Raw genomic sequence first — 14917 nt, forward strand, 5'->3', positions numbered from 1 at the left:
TTCCTATTTGCTTCGTCATCTGTTTGATAGAGAGAGAAAAGCAGGGCGGAAGCAAATCGCAAGTTACTTTAGAATTCGTTGCAAGCTTTGGAAGGAGGGATCCATAATGGCTGATAAACAAGCCCACGAAACCGAAACTGAATTAACCTTTGAACAGGTGAGAGATAAGCTCACTGAAACGGGTAAAAAACGGGGCGTTTTAACATACGAAGAAATTGCAGAGCGTATGTCTAGCTTTGAAATTGAATCAGACCAAATGGATGAATACTATGAATACTTAGGCGAACAGGGTGTAGAGCTCATTAGTGAAAACGAAGAGACAGAAGACCCAAATGTTCAGCAGCTGGCTAAAGCGGAAGAAGAATTTGACCTGAATGATTTAAGCGTACCACCAGGTGTCAAAATCAATGATCCTGTTCGTATGTACTTAAAAGAAATTGGACGCGTCAATTTGTTATCTGCTAAAGAAGAAATTACGTATGCTCAAAAGATCGAAGAGGGCGATGAGGAATCAAAAAGAAGATTAGCGGAAGCGAACCTTCGTCTCGTTGTCAGCATTGCGAAACGCTATGTCGGTCGTGGTATGCTGTTCCTTGACTTGATTCAAGAAGGAAACATGGGTCTGATGAAGGCGGTTGAGAAGTTTGATTACCGCAAAGGATATAAATTCTCAACATATGCGACTTGGTGGATTAGACAGGCGATCACACGTGCGATTGCCGATCAGGCGAGAACAATCCGGATCCCGGTTCATATGGTGGAAACCATTAATAAATTGATCCGTGTTCAAAGACAGCTTCTGCAAGACCTAGGCAGAGAACCAACGCCTGAGGAAATTGCTGAAGACATGGATTTAACTCCAGAAAAGGTAAGAGAGATTCTTAAAATTGCGCAAGAGCCTGTATCTTTAGAAACACCTATTGGTGAAGAAGATGACTCGCATCTTGGTGATTTTATCGAAGACCAAGAGGCGACATCTCCATCTGACCACGCTGCGTACGAACTCTTAAAAGAGCAGCTTGAAGATGTATTAGACACGCTGACGGACCGTGAAGAAAATGTGCTGAGACTACGTTTCGGACTAGACGACGGAAGAACTCGCACGTTAGAAGAGGTTGGAAAGGTGTTCGGCGTAACAAGAGAGCGTATCCGACAAATTGAAGCGAAAGCTCTTCGTAAATTAAGACACCCAAGCAGAAGCAAACGATTAAAAGACTTCTTAGAGTAGAAACCGGACGGATCTTGAAAGAGATCCGTTCTTTCTTATCAAAAATGAAAACGCTTTTTTCAATCTGATTATATTTTACTGAATAACAAATGAATTTGCAACGTTCTTAGAAAAAAGATGTATAAAAAATACATCTAAATGTGCTGAAGGCTTCATTTCTCATCTTGAATCATTTTTGTCTAATCTGTGAACTTGACCAAAGTTTTGTATCATAATTCGTTTACTTTTTGTAAAATTAAAGTAGAATTAGAATTGTTTGCATAGTCTCAAAGGGGTTTTCACAAAGGGGAGGATGAAAGAAATGAAACGGAATCCACTTATACCATTTTTATTGATTGCCATTTTAGGTATTGGACTCACTTTTTTCTTATCAATGAAGGGGCTGAAAGATGAAGAAAAAATTGCCTCAGGGGGCAAAGAGCAAAAGCAAGAAGAGACAGCAAATGCGACGCCGGAAGAATTGTATAAACAGAACTGTCTAAGCTGTCACGGGGAAAACTATGAAGGCGGCGCAGGTCCTGCATTAAAAGGTGTTGGAGACAAGCTTGAAGTAGCTGACATCAAGAAGAAAATTCAAGAAGGCGGCAACGGGATGCCAGGCGGGCTGATTCCAAATGAAAAGCTCGATGAAATGGCGGAATGGGTGTCTAAAATTAAATAATCTTACACAAAAAGCTCTTTTTCAAAAGAAGAGCTTTTTTCATTTGAAAACGACTTTTAAAAAGTCCATAATTTATATAAGATAGACAAGTATGAACATTAAAGAAAAGTAGTGATACGTATGAATGAAATGAATTTATCCAAACGATTAAAAAAAGTCGCAGACTTTTTACCAGATGAGGCAGTGTTCGCTGATATTGGCTCAGATCATGCCTATTTGCCATGCTATGCGATCCTGCATCAAAAAGCAGTGAAAGCCATTGCTGGTGAAATTACCGATGGACCGCTTCAATCGGCGCAGCAGCAAGTACATAGACTTGAATTAGATGAACAGATATCTGTCAGAAAAGGAAATGGCCTTGAAGTCATTGAAAAAGGCGAAGTGAATGCAGTGACGATAGCAGGTATGGGCGGGGCGCTCATCGCAAGCATTCTAAATGAAGGCAAGCATAAGCTCGCAGGCCATGAGAGGCTCATTCTTCAGCCGAATATCCATGCCCACCATATTCGTTTATGGCTTTATCAAGAGGGGTATGATTTGTTAGATGAAGTCATCTTAGAAGAGGACGGCAAAATATACGAAATCATCATCGCAGAAAAAGGCGACAAAAATAAAGCCTATGAAGGGATGTCACTTGAAGCAGGTATGCTGGTTGGCCCGTTTCTTGCGAAAGAGCAAAATGACGTCTTCCGGCGCAAGTGGATGCAAGAGCTTCAGCATATGGAGAAGATAGAAAGTCAAATTCAGCAGGCGGCGCGGACAGAAGAAAATAAAGAGCGCCTTGAAGAGCTGAATGCGAAAATAAAGATGCTAAAGGAGGTTTTGACTGTTGGCTAAAACAGTAAACGGGCATGAAATCATCCAATTGTTTGAACAGTTTTCGCCAAAGGCATACGCCATGGAAGGTGATAAAATTGGTCTTCAGATCGGGACATTAAATAAAAAAGTAACCAATGTTATGATCACCCTAGATGTATTAGAGAATGTAGTAGATGAGGCGATCGAGCGGAAAGTGGATCTCATTATAGCTCACCATCCGCCGATTTTTCGTCCATTAAAACATGTAGCGACAGATCAGCCGGCTGGACGGATCATTGAGAAATGCATCAAACATGATATTGCGGTGTATGTGGCACATACGAATTTAGACGTAGCTGATGGCGGAGTCAATGACTTGCTTGCTGAGGCTCTAGAGCTTGAAGAAACAAGTGTGTTAGTGCCGACATACGAAGATCCAATCAAACAGCTCGCTTTGTATGTCCCAGAGGAATTTGAAGAAGCCATCCGGACAGCTTTAGGAAATGCGGGCGCCGGCCATATCGGCAACTACAGCCATTGTGCGTTTTCAAATGAAGGGACAGGCAGCTTTCTGCCATCAGAAGAAGCTGAGCCGTTTATTGGTGAGACGGGACAATTAGAATTTGTGAAAGAAGTGCGGATTGAAACCATTTTCCCAGCAAGTATAGAAAAACAAGTGATTCGCGAAATGATCAAAGCACATCCTTATGAAGAAGTCGCCTATAGTGTACACACGACAGATCTTCCTCCTATTCAAAAAGGTCTTGGCCGTATCGGAGAGCTAAATGAGCCTATGACACTTAGAGATTTCACACAATTTGTGAAAACGAAGCTAGATGTGAATGGTGCTCGTTTTGTAGGAGATCAAAATGCTGTTGTGAAAAAAGTGGCGGTGCTTGGCGGAGACGGAAATAAATACATCCATCAAGCGAAAAGAATGGGTGCCGATGTGTATGTGACAGGAGACCTTTATTTCCATGTTGCGCATGATGCCATGATGCTAGGGCTGAACGTTGTGGACCCAGGACATTATGCTGAAAAGATTATGAAAGAGGGCGTAAAGGCGAAGCTACAATCGCTATGTGCGGATAAAAAATATGACGTACAGCTCTTTGTTTCTGAATCAAACACAAACCCATTTCAATTTATGTAATCAAAAAACGTCAGAGCATATATTCGCTCTGACGTTTTCTTATTTCTTTGTTTTGACGCGAGGTAAAATTTTAGAAAGAGGAACGGTCCGTTCAATCTTCCAAGTCGTTTCATCATCCGGTTCATAGTTTTCTAAGAAACGAATGACTTCCTTTGTAATAGGTGTTGGTGTTGAAGCACCAGCAGTAACGGCAACGGTTTTGACGCCCTGCAGCCACTCCAGCTTGAGTTCACTTAAGTCACCAATACGGTAAGCCTGCGTTCCCGCAATCTCCATTGACACTTGTGCGAGACGGTTAGAGTTATTACTTTTTGGATCGCCGACAACAATGGTTAGGTCGGCTTGACCAGCTTGCTGCGAAACAGCTTCCTGACGTACCTGTGTCGCAAGGCAAATTTCTTGATGATACTCAACGTGAGGGTATTTTTCTTTAATCAGCTCCATCAGATCGTGGACATCCCATTGAGACATCGTCGTTTGGTTCGTGATAAGCAGTTTTTCTGATGTTAAATCGAGCGCCTCAATGTCGGCTTCTGTTTCGACAAGATGTACCTTGTCAGGGGCTACTCCAACAGCTCCTTCTGGCTCAGGATGACCCTTTTTCCCAATATAAATAATGTCATAACCATCGGCTGTTTTCTCTGAAATGAGTTCGTGGGTTTTCGTTACATCGGGACAGGTCGCATCAATGGCGACAAGGCCTTTTTCTTCTGCGATTTCACGAACCTCAGGAGAAACGCCGTGAGCCGTGAAAATGACTGTTCCGCTTTCAACCTGCTTTAAAATGTCTAAGCGGTTTGGTCCGTCCAGTGTGTAAATTCCATCTTCCTCGAAGGCATCAGTGACATGTTTGTTGTGCACAATCATACCTAATATATAAATTGGGCGTGGCAGGTTTTTATCAAGTGCGGCATTTTTAGCAATGACCATTGCATCCACAACGCCATAGCAATAGCCACGCGGCGATATTTTAATTACATTCATTTATTCGTCCTCCTGTAGGGAAGTGCTGCTAGAGAAGAACAATATAAAAAGCCGTAAAAAACGGCTTTTTATCATTCTCTTGCTTCCATTATAGCCAAAGTAAGCGTATATATCAAAGATTGTTATACGCAGTGAACACTTCGCCGTTAAAAGATCACTAGACATATAGTTTTGGAACAGAGCTGCCAGATCTTTTTTTCGGTTTTGCTTCAGGAGCAGGTGATGTGTGAGGTGCTGCTTTTTTGACGAGGATGTCTTCCGGTTCTTCATTTTCGTCAGTCTGTGCTTCTTCCTCGGACACTTCTGTTTCCGCGTTAGTCTCCGTTGATTCTGCATCAGCATCATTTGCACTTTCTTCATCATCATCCGCACTGCCAAGCTGGCTGTACAGTTTAATCATCGCAGGCAAATTTCTCACTAAAGGACCGTATTGCTGAATCATTGGCGTAAATTGCTGCGCCATCCCGAGCACTTTTTGAACATTTCCTAACATGCTTGAGAGGGTCGCAGGATTTGTGAAGCTCTGGATTCCTTGTAATCCCGCACCACCTCCAGAGACTCCCGCTCCTCCTGCGCCAGGAAGAAACTTAGCGAGCATGCCTTTCATTCCTGCTCCGCCGCCTAGTGCACGGCTCTCACCTCCTGGAATTCCGCCCATCCCTTGTAAACCGCCGCCTCCCTGTACAGACGGGGAGCGAGGCATCATTTGCTGAAATGGATTGCCTTGCCCTTGAAAAGGCTGTTGGATAGGAGGCTGCTGCTGTCCTCTTTGAAAAATTCCGGGCTGTCCGCCATTTCCAAGGTGCCGGCGTGAGGGACGGCGCGGCTGAAAATCGCCCATAGGCCTTTGCCCTAACATACTTGTACCTCCCTTACTGCATTCTCTTTCTCTTCATAGGTTATGCAAGGAAGCATCAATTGGTTTCCTGTAGGAAAAGCGGACATGGTTTTTTTACTGAAAATCAGCTATAATGAGGAGATGAGCAAAAAGGCATTGCCTTAAGGAGTGAAAACATGAAAGAAACGAAATTTACAACATATGAATTAAAGCCTTTTATTATAGATGCTATTCATGAACTAGGCTTTTATGAGCCGACTGATATTCAAAAAAGAATCATCCCTGCTGTTTTAAAAGGAGAAAGCGTGATTGGACAGTCACAAACAGGAACAGGAAAAACTCATGCGTACTTACTGCCGCTGATTCATTCAATTGATCCAAGCAAAGAGCAGGTACAAGTGGTGATTACTGCACCTACAAGAGAATTAGCCAATCAAATTTTCAAAGAAGCTCAAACGATTTTAAAGAATGCTTCTCCAGAAGAAGAGATCAAAGCAAAGCTTTACATTGGCGGAACGGACAAGCAGAAATCAATTCAAAAGCTAAAAAACCAGCCGCATTTGGTTGTCGGCACACCTGGACGTATTGCTGACCTCATTCATGAGCAGGCGCTGAATGTTTACAAAGCGACCTCTCTTGTCATTGATGAAGCGGATTTAATGCTGGATATGGGATTTTTAGAAGATGTGGACCGTATTGGTGCACAAATGCCAGAACAGCTGCAAATGCTTGTGTTCTCTGCAACCATTCCAGAAAAACTAAAGCCTTTTCTGAAAAAATATATGGACAATCCAAAGTATGCGCATGTTGAACCAAAACGGATTACAGCAGAAAACATTCAGCATATTTTAGTTCCGTCTAAACAGCGTGATAAATTAAAATTGCTCCATGAAATGGTGACGAATGTACAGCCTTATTTAGGCATCATTTTTGCCAATACAAAAACAACTGTTGATGAAATCGCAGCATTCTTACAAGAAAAAGGAATGAAAATCGGTGTGCTCCATGGCGGATTAACGCCGCGCGAACGTAAAAAAGTCATGAAACAAATTGAAGATTTGGAGTTCACTTATATTGTGGCATCTGATCTTGCAGCACGCGGAATTGACATTAAAGGCGTCAGCCACGTGATTAACTATGAACTTCCATCTGATCTTGATTTTTATGTGCACCGCGTTGGAAGAACAGCTCGTGCTGGTTCATCTGGAATTGCCATGACCATTTATGAGCTGACTGATGAGGATGCACTCATTCAAATTGAGAAAATGGGCGTTGTGTTTGAAAACAAAACCATTGTTCATGGCGAATGGCGAGATGCAGATGACCGTCTGAAGCGTCAAAGACGTAAAAAAGCACCAAATGAAATTGAAGAAAAAGCAAAGCGTCTTGTGAGAAAACCGAAAGCCGTCAAACCTGGATATAAAAAGAAAATGACACGTGAGATGGATAAAATCAAAAGACAGGAACGTAGAAAGTCAAAGCGTAATGGAAAGTAGGGGGAAACATTGTTGAAGATTGGTTCACATGTATCCATGAGCGGAAAACATATGCTTCTTGCAGCGAGTCAAGAAGCTGCCTCTTATGGTTCGAATACGTTTATGATTTATACAGGTGCACCGCAAAATACGCGCCGCAAAAAAATTGAAGACCTGAATATTGAAGCTGGACAAGCGCATATGAAAGAGCATGGCATGACGGATATCGTCGTGCATGCTCCGTATATTATCAATATTGGAAATACAGTGAATCCATCGACATTTGAGCTTGGTGTAGACTTTCTTCGCTCTGAGATTGAGCGTACGGAAGCGCTGGGAGCAAGACAAATTGTTCTCCACCCGGGTGCGCATGTCGGAGCAGGGGCAGAAGCAGGGATTCAAAAAATCATTGAAGGTTTAAACGAAGTCATTGTAAAAGGTCAAGAGGTTCAAATTGCACTTGAAACAATGGCAGGAAAAGGATCAGAGTGCGGAAGAAGCTTTGAAGAGCTTGCCCAAATTATCGACGGAGTGACACATAACGAAGCTCTTTCTGTCTGCTTTGATACGTGTCACACGCACGATGCTGGTTACCCGATTGTAAGCGACTTTGATGGTGTGTTAGAAGAATTTGACCGAATTGTCGGTATTGACCGAATCAAAGTTCTTCATATTAATGACAGTAAAAACGTACAAGGCGCAAGAAAAGACCGACATGAAAATATCGGTTTTGGTGAAATTGGTTTCGATGCACTGAACTATATTGTGCATCATCCGCAACTTCAAGATGTGCCGAAAATTCTAGAAACGCCTTATGTAGGTGAAGATAAAAAGAACAAAAAACCACCTTACAAATTCGAAATTGCGATGCTGAAAGAAAAGCAATTTGATGAAGGCTTACTAGATAAAATTACGGGTCAATAAAAAAGGATGCAACATGATGAGGTGCCGCTAAATGCGGCCCTTTTTTTGCCTAACTTGTAAACCGGTTAAACAGATCATTCACAGTCTGTGCTGTCTGTTTAGAAGTAATCGCTTCCACTTGCTTAAGAAGCCGGTTACGCTCTGAATCATTAAAAATATTGATGTTTTTCCCGTTCATGAGTTTGGCAACCTCAGCAGCTTGATTAGACGTTAAACTGACGCCATACTGTTTCGCATACCTTAACAGATCATTTGCTGTGATCTGATTGAGCCGCTGCAGGACAATTTTTTGAATTAAAATCAATTCCATTCCTCCCCTCTGTAACAATGTATGGGCGAAAACGGAAAATGTGCAAAAAATTTTATTTTATTCTGTGAAATGATAAAATAGTAAAGTGAATAAAATGTTCATTGAAAATTTAACATGTGTAGAAGGGAGAACGTATGGCAAATAGTAAACAGCATAGAAAGGAATCAGTGCCTCATTTTATTATGAGAATTTTTCTGATTCTAGTAGGAGCTGCATGTGCAGCAGTCAGCATTGAATTATTTTTAGTGCCAAACAATATTATTGATGGGGGCATCATCGGCATTTCGCTTATTTTGGATTATCTCTTTACAGATAACCCGTTTATTAACTTTGCGACGCTTGTTGTCATTTTAAATATTCCATTTATGATATCAGGATACAAACATATTGGGAAAACCTTTCTTGTTTCCACTGTGATTGGGATTGTCAGCTTAGCCGTGATTGAATCTTCACTTCATCATGTAGAGGCATTTACAACTCAGCCGATTTTAGCCACTGTATTTGGCGGGCTATTACTTGGATTTGGTGTTGGACTTGTCATCCGTAATGGAGGTTCAATGGATGGAACAGAGATTTTAGGGATTCTTCTAACGAAAAAAATTCCTTTCTCCGTCGGTGAGTTTGTGATGATCGTCAATGTGTTCATTTTTATTTGGGCGGGCTTTGTTTTCGGACCAGAGCAGGCTATGTATTCTGTCATGACATATTATTTGGCAATGAAAACAATTGATGCTGTTATTCAAGGGCTTGATGAAACAAAAGCTGTTATTATCGTATCAGATCATTATGATGAAATTTCAGATGCGATTCTGCATCGACTTGGCAGGGGAACGACAAAGCTGAAAGGAAAAGGCGGCTATACAGATGAAGAAAAAGATGTCATCTACGCCGTTGTCACAAGGCTTGAAATTACAAAGCTGAAATCCATTGTATTTGAAATTGATGGCCAAGCATTTATTACGATTATGGATACGCATGAAACAAAAGGCGGTAAGTTCAAAACAGCCATTCATTAGCTTTTATTTTACTTTTTTATCTTTCTTTTATATAATGAAATGTATGTATGAACAGAGAAAATGGCAAAAGCCATTTTCTTTTTGTTGTATAAATCGTAATCATTCTTTTTATTTTGATTAAAGGTGGAAAGATTCATGGCAAAGCCAATTATTGAAATGGAGGACATTTCGTACTCTTATGGACAGCGAAATGTCATTGATCACATTCATTTAACAGTAGAGGAAGGAAACTTCCTAGCACTTGTTGGACCGAATGGATCTGGTAAAACAACCTTATTAAAATGCCTGCTTGGGCTCATTAAACCGCAGCAAGGCGAATTAAAACTATTTGGCACGCCTGTTTCAAAATTTAGAGACTGGGATCAAATTGGATTTGTTTCTCAAAAGGCGAATAGCTTTAATACGGGTTTCCCAGCTTCTGTATATGAGGTTGTCGCAAGCGGACTGACTGCGAAAATTGGTTTATTTAAACGAATGAGCAAGCAGGATAAATGGCAAGTTGAAGATGCCATTCGCTCAGTTGGCATACAAGATTTAAAGCACCAAAACATCGGTGAGCTTTCTGGTGGTCAGCAGCAGCGTGCATTTATTGCCCGTGCGCTTGTCAGTCAGCCGAAGCTGCTCATTTTGGATGAACCCACAGTTGGGGTCGATCAGCGTACAGTAGAAGGCTTTTATCAGCTGCTCGAAACATTGAACAAAGAAAAAGGAATGTCTTTAATTCTCGTCACACATGACGTTGGCACCGTTTCTGATAAAGTCACCCATGTGGCTTGTTTAAATCAGACACTGCATTTCCACGGGGATGCAGCAGCGTTTGATTCAATGGATGATCAGGCGCTATCCCAATTTTACGGGCATGACATTCAAGTGATTCATCACGACCATCATCATCATGGGGGACATGAATAATGCTATTTCCATTTTTTCATTATGAATTTTTACAAAATGCGTTTATCGCAGGTATGCTGATCGGTTTTATTGCGCCCTTACTTGGTGTATTTATTGTCGTAAGAAGGCTCTCGCTTATTGCAGATGCCCTCAGTCACGTATCACTTGCTGGTATTGCCGCAAGTCTATTCCTTGATAAAAAGTTTGGCCTTTTGACAGGGGTAAGCCCGCTCTACTTAGGAATGGCTTTTTCTGTTGCAGGGTCATTGTTCATTGAGCGCCTGCGCTCTGTGTATAAGCATTATCAGGAGCTTGCCATTCCCATCATTTTATCAGGTGGTATTGGGATTTCCGTCATCTTCATTTCACTAGCGAATGGCTTTAATACAGATTTGTTTAGTTATTTATTCGGTAGTGTCAGTGCGGTTTCAAGACTTGATCTTTGGATTATTGTGGGGATCTCACTCGTTGTTGTGCTAGTTGTCGTGCTATTATATAAAGAATTATTTCTGCTTTCTTTTGATGAAGAGCATGCAAAGGCTTCTGGTATTTCAGCAAAATGGATTCATTTTATTTTTATCTTAGTTGTCGCACTTGTCATTGCGGCATCGATGCGTATCGTCGGTACACTGCTTGTGTCGGCGCTCATGACGCTTCCTGTTGCGGCTAGTATCCGCATTGCCAAAGGATTCAAACAGGCGATTTTCCTTTCGATCTTGTTTGGTGAATTGTCTGTATTAGCCGGATTGATTCTAAGCTATTATCTTGATTTAGCGCCAGGCGGAACCATTGTGATGCTGTCTATTTTGATTTTAATCGGGTGTATCAGTATTGGGAAATTCAGAAGGGGGAATCAACATGAACGTACAAGAAGCGCTTGATTTATTAAAGGAAAAAGGCTACAAATATACAAGCAAACGTGAAGACATGCTTCAATTGTTTTCTGATTCTGATAAATACTTGACGGCTAAAAATGTGCTGACGGCACTAAGTGAAGACTACCCTGGTCTCAGCTTTGATACGATTTACCGAAATTTGTCGCTATATGAAGACCTTGGAATATTAGAAACAACGGAATTGTCAGGGGAGAAACTATTCCGTTTTAAATGTTCATTTTCCCATCATCACCATCACTTTATTTGTCTTGCATGCGGGAAAACAAAGGAGATCGATGCCTGTCCTATGGACAAACTGGATGCCGATCTAGATGATTATCATATTAGCGGACATAAATTTGAAATATACGGAACGTGTCCTTCCTGCGAACCGAAGGAAGTTCACTCATGAAAAAGCCAGCCGTGGAGCTGGCTTTTTTGTTTTGTCTTTTGAAAACGTTTTACAAAGGGCGGCTGTTTCATTAAAATGAGATCAAGGTACTACATTTTGGAGTAAAGGGAGGGGTCAAAAGTGGCATATTACGTCGTGTTTGATGTAGGCGGGACGAGAACAAAACATGGATTAATGGATCAGGATGGAAAGCTGGTCACTAGCGGTGACTATGAGACGAACTGCCGGCAGCTTGAACCGTTTTTAGTAGCCATGGCGGATGTGGTCAGGCAATATCAAAGGATGCAGGATGTCAGCGGTATCGCCATCAGTCTTCCAGGCTTTGTAGACAGTGAATCAGGTTATACAGAATTTGCAGGCGCTATCATCGCCTTAAATGGTCAAAATGTAAAAACACTTTTAGAAGAAAAAACGTCTCTTCGTGTAGAAGTGGAGAATGATGCGAACTGTGCAGCTCTCGCAGAAAAATATAGCGGCAATGCGAAAGATTGTGACAGCTTTATTTGTATGACGATTGGCACGGGTGTTGGCGGTGGTATTTTTGCTGATGGTCAGCTTGTGCGCGGGGCTTCCTTCCGCGGTGGTGAATTTGGCATGATGCTGACAGAAACGGAAAATGGCCAGTTTACAACTCTCAACAGCAGCGCTTCAACAGCTGGATTAATTCGGAGCTATAAAGAAAAGCAAGGAATTCCGCAAAGTAATCAAATAGACGGCCAAGAGATTTTTGAAAAGACGAAGCATGATCCGGCCATTGAGAAGCTGGTGGATCAATGGTACAAGCGAATCGCCATTGGCATTTACAATGTAGCGACTGTTCTTAACCCAGAGAAAATCCTCATTGGCGGCGGCGTAAGTGCAAGACCAGATTTATTACAAAACATTGAAAAACATTTACATACACTGCATGCGTGGAAGAACATTCAGGTGAAGCTGGAAACTTGCTACTACTTGAATCAGGCAGGCATGAAGGGGGCACTGTACCATTTTCTAATGAAAGAAGGGCAGCTTGCTCCATCAAAAAAGCCGATACATTAAATGTATCGGCTTCAGCATGTAGACAAATCCTCGCGTTTGTTCTGTTTCGGTGCTCGCTCAGTTACATTAATAAGCAGTTTGCAGACGCTGTTCGTATTGTTTGATCCATTGAGACGCTTCCTGCCAGTTGTTCACGCGAATAATTCTGTCGTCAATTGGCATTTGATTATAAGGGGAGTTAAAAAGAATAACCGGGATGTCAGCTTCTTTTGCAATCATTGTGGCATTGCCATGATGGTCTTCAAAAAATACATCAATCTTGTGCTTTTGAACGGCTTCCAGCTTATGATGACCGCCAACCAGCTCAATAGCATCATAGTGCACATCATGTTCTTGAAACCACTTGTAGGTAATATCCGAATGCTGCTGCCTTCTTGCTGTAATATAAATCAGTCTGTGCTGCTGCTTCATTTGGTCGAGGATCTCTTTTGCACCCTCAGCAGGCTCTGCCTGTTTATAAATAAGAGGCTCGTGCTGATCCATCCAGCCCCAAAATTCTTCTTGAGAAATCTTTAAAAGCTTCGTCAAATCATACTCTGTCATATCATCTAGTGTCATGGTACATTGGAACGACTCATTTAAGTAGGGAACAAAGGTGTCCTGCGCCGTCACTGTACCATCAATATCAATTCCTAAACGTAACATGCCCACACTCCTTATTTTTATACTCTTAAAGTGTAACATAATCAATTCACAATTCCAGCAAGTTTTAGCAAACATGAAACAGACATTTTTGCTCATACTAAAAAAGCTCCTTTCTATTAACCAAAAGGGGGAATTGATCATGGAAAGAGACGAGGATTTCAGAAGAAATGATCGTGAAATCGACACACACTTTAGTAATGATGATGGCTATTTAGAGGAAACAGCTGCTGAAATTGCAGAGCCATATCAAGCTTCAAGAGATCGAGAAGATAGACGAGGACGTGACCATGCAGGTGACGATTCAGGCAGTAAAGGGATAGGCTATACAGCACTCGCGATTGCGATTATCTCATTATTTGTCTTGCCGGTGCTATTAGGGGTAGCGGCAATCGTCGTTGGTTATATTGCACGAAGAAAAGGAGCACATGCGCTTGGCGCGTGGTCAATTGGGATCGGAATTGTTTCCGTCATCCTAGGCATATTTATCACCCCGTTCTTTTAACAAGAACAGAAAAACGCCTGACGTCACAGTCAGGCGTTTTTTGTTAAGCATTCGCTTGTTTTTCTTTTTCAGCTTCCATTTTCGCATAATGTTCTTCAGCGATTTTATCGATTTCTTTTTTCAGTTCTTCGACCATTGTTTCTTCCGGTACTTTACGAACAATTTCACCTTTACGGAACAATAAGCCTTCGCCTCTAGCGCCTGCGATTCCGATGTCCGCTTCACGCGCTTCACCTGGACCGTTTACAGCGCAGCCGAGAACAGCTACTTTAATCGGTGCTTTGATTTTAGAAATATATTCTTCGACTTCATTTGCAATGCTGATGAGGTCAATTTCAATTCGTCCACAAGTTGGGCAGGAGATCAGTGTTGCTGCATTTGATGCAAGACCAAATGATTTCAATAATTCACGTGCTACTTTTACTTCCTCAACTGGGTCAGCACTTAATGAAATGCGGAGCGTGTTCCCAATCCCCATATTCAAAATAGCGCCAAGTCCAGCTGCACTTTTGACTGTACCTGCAAATAACGTACCTGATTCTGTAATCCCGAGGTGAAGAGGATAATCAAAGGCTTTAGCCGCTTTTTCGTATGCTTCAATTGCAAGGTTTACATCAGATGCTTTCATACTGACGATGATGTCATGAAAGTCTAGGTCTTCTAGAATTTTAATGTGATGCAGTGCACTTTCGACCATACCATCTGCCGTTGGGTAACCGTATTTATCAAGAATTTTTTTCTCTAATGAACCAGCGTTTACGCCAATACGAATTGGAATGCCTTTTTCTTTTGCTGCTTTGACAACAGCTTCGACTTTTTCTCTTCTTCCGATGTTTCCTGGATTGATTCGGATTTTGTCTGCGCCTGCTTCAATCGCTTTCAGAGCAAGCTTATAGTCAAAATGAATATCCACAACAAGCGGGATGTTAATTTGCTTTTTAATGTCCGCAATTGCATTTGCTGCACGCTCATCTGGACATGCGACACGCACGATTTGACAGCCTGCCTCTTCTAAACGTTTAATTTCAGCGACTGTCGCTTCGACATCATGTGTTTTGGTTGTTGCCATACTTTGAATGACAACCTCATTATTTCCACCTATAGTTAAAGGTCCCACTTTGACGGGACGCGTTTTAGTACGATGTGTGACTTCACTCACTTGTCAAT

17 protein-coding genes are annotated in these 14917 nt (G+C 41.7%); 12 read left to right on the forward strand and 5 right to left on the reverse strand.

Annotated features, from left to right (window positions below):
* Positions 1 to 106 precede the first annotated feature (106 nt).
* The 4 genes from rpoD to NSS92_RS02825 all read left to right on the forward strand — a co-directional run bounded on the left by rpoD (position 107) and on the right by NSS92_RS02825 (position 3840).
* Positions 107 to 1228 (forward strand): RNA polymerase sigma factor RpoD, encoded by a 1122-nt coding sequence (rpoD, locus tag NSS92_RS02810; protein WP_008342392.1) that lies wholly within the window; start codon positions 107 to 109, stop codon positions 1226 to 1228.
* Between the two features lie 301 nt (positions 1229 to 1529).
* Positions 1530 to 1889 (forward strand): cytochrome c550, encoded by a 360-nt coding sequence (cccA, locus tag NSS92_RS02815; RefSeq protein ID WP_034280134.1) that lies wholly within the window; start codon positions 1530 to 1532, stop codon positions 1887 to 1889.
* A 120-nt stretch (positions 1890 to 2009) separates the two neighbouring features.
* Positions 2010 to 2726: a tRNA (adenine(22)-N(1))-methyltransferase gene (locus tag NSS92_RS02820; RefSeq protein ID WP_251216515.1), complete on the forward strand. Its 717-nt coding sequence runs from the start codon at positions 2010 to 2012 to the stop codon at positions 2724 to 2726.
* Positions 2719 to 3840, forward strand: a complete 1122-nt coding sequence (locus NSS92_RS02825) for a Nif3-like dinuclear metal center hexameric protein (RefSeq protein WP_340866869.1) — start codon at positions 2719 to 2721, stop codon at positions 3838 to 3840. Before NSS92_RS02820 ends, NSS92_RS02825 begins: the two co-directional genes overlap by 8 nt.
* 39 nt (positions 3841 to 3879) lie before the next feature.
* Here the strand turns inward: NSS92_RS02825 and NSS92_RS02830 are convergent, their stop codons facing one another.
* Both NSS92_RS02830 and vrrA read right to left on the reverse strand, forming a co-directional pair.
* On the reverse strand, positions 3880 to 4824 hold the full coding sequence (locus tag NSS92_RS02830; protein ID WP_267587304.1) for a 4-hydroxy-3-methylbut-2-enyl diphosphate reductase: 945 nt from the start codon (positions 4822 to 4824) through the stop codon (positions 3880 to 3882).
* A 157-nt stretch (positions 4825 to 4981) separates the two neighbouring features.
* Positions 4982 to 5683 (reverse strand): VrrA/YqfQ family protein, encoded by a 702-nt coding sequence (gene vrrA, locus NSS92_RS02835; RefSeq protein WP_267587305.1) that lies wholly within the window; start codon positions 5681 to 5683, stop codon positions 4982 to 4984.
* Positions 5684 to 5838: 155 nt separating this feature from the next.
* Here vrrA and NSS92_RS02840 point away from each other — a divergent pair, with 155 nt between their 5' ends.
* Together NSS92_RS02840 and NSS92_RS02845 are read left to right on the forward strand one after the other, a co-directional pair.
* Positions 5839 to 7158 (forward strand): DEAD/DEAH box helicase, encoded by a 1320-nt coding sequence (locus NSS92_RS02840; RefSeq protein WP_340866870.1) that lies wholly within the window; start codon positions 5839 to 5841, stop codon positions 7156 to 7158.
* 9 nt (positions 7159 to 7167) lie between these two features.
* Positions 7168 to 8061, forward strand: a complete 894-nt coding sequence (locus NSS92_RS02845; protein ID WP_267587306.1) for a deoxyribonuclease IV — start codon at positions 7168 to 7170, stop codon at positions 8059 to 8061.
* Between the two features lie 49 nt (positions 8062 to 8110).
* Here NSS92_RS02845 and NSS92_RS02850 read toward each other — a convergent pair whose 3' ends face one another.
* A complete protein-coding gene (locus NSS92_RS02850; RefSeq protein ID WP_340866871.1) occupies positions 8111 to 8365 on the reverse strand; it encodes a DUF2624 domain-containing protein in 255 nt (84 codons plus the stop codon).
* Positions 8366 to 8505: 140 nt separating this feature from the next.
* Here NSS92_RS02850 and NSS92_RS02855 point away from each other — a divergent pair, with 140 nt between their 5' ends.
* The 5 genes from NSS92_RS02855 (at position 8506) to NSS92_RS02875 (ending at position 12603) form a co-directional block, all read left to right on the forward strand.
* Positions 8506 to 9387 (forward strand): YitT family protein, encoded by an 882-nt coding sequence (locus NSS92_RS02855; protein WP_340866872.1) that lies wholly within the window; start codon positions 8506 to 8508, stop codon positions 9385 to 9387.
* A 135-nt stretch (positions 9388 to 9522) separates the two neighbouring features.
* Complete coding sequence (locus tag NSS92_RS02860) at positions 9523 to 10299, forward strand: metal ABC transporter ATP-binding protein (RefSeq protein WP_267587308.1); 777 nt, start codon at positions 9523 to 9525, stop codon at positions 10297 to 10299.
* Positions 10299 to 11159, forward strand: a complete 861-nt coding sequence (locus NSS92_RS02865) for a metal ABC transporter permease (protein ID WP_048238903.1) — start codon at positions 10299 to 10301, stop codon at positions 11157 to 11159. The genes NSS92_RS02860 and NSS92_RS02865 overlap by 1 nt, the downstream gene beginning before the upstream one ends.
* The gene (locus NSS92_RS02870; protein ID WP_142945446.1) at positions 11137 to 11565 is read left to right on the forward strand and encodes a Fur family transcriptional regulator; all 429 of its coding nucleotides are present in this window, start codon (positions 11137 to 11139) and stop codon (positions 11563 to 11565) included. The genes NSS92_RS02865 and NSS92_RS02870 overlap by 23 nt, the downstream gene beginning before the upstream one ends.
* A 120-nt stretch (positions 11566 to 11685) precedes the next feature.
* On the forward strand, positions 11686 to 12603 hold the full coding sequence (locus tag NSS92_RS02875; protein ID WP_340866873.1) for an ROK family protein: 918 nt from the start codon (positions 11686 to 11688) through the stop codon (positions 12601 to 12603).
* 66 nt (positions 12604 to 12669) lie between these two features.
* Here NSS92_RS02875 and NSS92_RS02880 read toward each other — a convergent pair whose 3' ends face one another.
* On the reverse strand, positions 12670 to 13248 hold the full coding sequence (locus NSS92_RS02880; protein WP_340866874.1) for a 5' nucleotidase, NT5C type: 579 nt from the start codon (positions 13246 to 13248) through the stop codon (positions 12670 to 12672).
* 139 nt (positions 13249 to 13387) lie between these two features.
* Here NSS92_RS02880 and NSS92_RS02885 point away from each other — a divergent pair, with 139 nt between their 5' ends.
* Complete coding sequence (locus NSS92_RS02885) at positions 13388 to 13750, forward strand: DUF308 domain-containing protein (protein ID WP_039180010.1); 363 nt, start codon at positions 13388 to 13390, stop codon at positions 13748 to 13750.
* A 43-nt stretch (positions 13751 to 13793) separates the two neighbouring features.
* On the opposite strand, the gene ispG is transcribed toward NSS92_RS02885, so the two are convergent.
* On the reverse strand, positions 13794 to 14909 hold the full coding sequence (gene ispG, locus NSS92_RS02890; protein ID WP_024423001.1) for a flavodoxin-dependent (E)-4-hydroxy-3-methylbut-2-enyl-diphosphate synthase: 1116 nt from the start codon (positions 14907 to 14909) through the stop codon (positions 13794 to 13796).
* Positions 14910 to 14917: the final 8 nt, after the last annotated feature.

Source organism: Bacillus sp. FSL M8-0166, assembly GCF_038008825.1.
In the GTDB taxonomy this organism is placed as follows: domain Bacteria; phylum Bacillota; class Bacilli; order Bacillales; family Bacillaceae; genus Bacillus; species Bacillus safensis.

Bases quoted from the DNA above. Each gene is read 5' to 3' on its own strand.
- rpoD (WP_008342392.1), top strand. From the start codon at position 107: ATGGCTGATAAACAAGCCCACGAAACCGAAACTGAATTAACCTTTGAA.
- cccA (WP_034280134.1), top strand. From the start codon at position 1,530: ATGAAACGGAATCCACTTATACCATTTTTATTGATTGCCATTTTAGGT.
- NSS92_RS02820 (WP_251216515.1), top strand. From the start codon at position 2,010: ATGAATGAAATGAATTTATCCAAACGATTAAAAAAAGTCGCAGACTTT.
- NSS92_RS02830 (WP_267587304.1), bottom strand. From the start codon at position 4,824: ATGAATGTAATTAAAATATCGCCGCGTGGCTATTGCTATGGCGTTGTG.
- vrrA (WP_267587305.1), bottom strand. From the start codon at position 5,683: ATGTTAGGGCAAAGGCCTATGGGCGATTTTCAGCCGCGCCGTCCCTCA.
- NSS92_RS02840 (WP_340866870.1), top strand. From the start codon at position 5,839: ATGAAAGAAACGAAATTTACAACATATGAATTAAAGCCTTTTATTATA.
- NSS92_RS02855 (WP_340866872.1), top strand. From the start codon at position 8,506: ATGGCAAATAGTAAACAGCATAGAAAGGAATCAGTGCCTCATTTTATT.
- NSS92_RS02860 (WP_267587308.1), top strand. From the start codon at position 9,523: ATGGCAAAGCCAATTATTGAAATGGAGGACATTTCGTACTCTTATGGA.
- NSS92_RS02865 (WP_048238903.1), top strand. From the start codon at position 10,299: ATGCTATTTCCATTTTTTCATTATGAATTTTTACAAAATGCGTTTATC.
- NSS92_RS02870 (WP_142945446.1), top strand. From the start codon at position 11,137: ATGAACGTACAAGAAGCGCTTGATTTATTAAAGGAAAAAGGCTACAAA.
- NSS92_RS02880 (WP_340866874.1), bottom strand. From the start codon at position 13,248: ATGTTACGTTTAGGAATTGATATTGATGGTACAGTGACGGCGCAGGAC.
- NSS92_RS02885 (WP_039180010.1), top strand. From the start codon at position 13,388: ATGGAAAGAGACGAGGATTTCAGAAGAAATGATCGTGAAATCGACACA.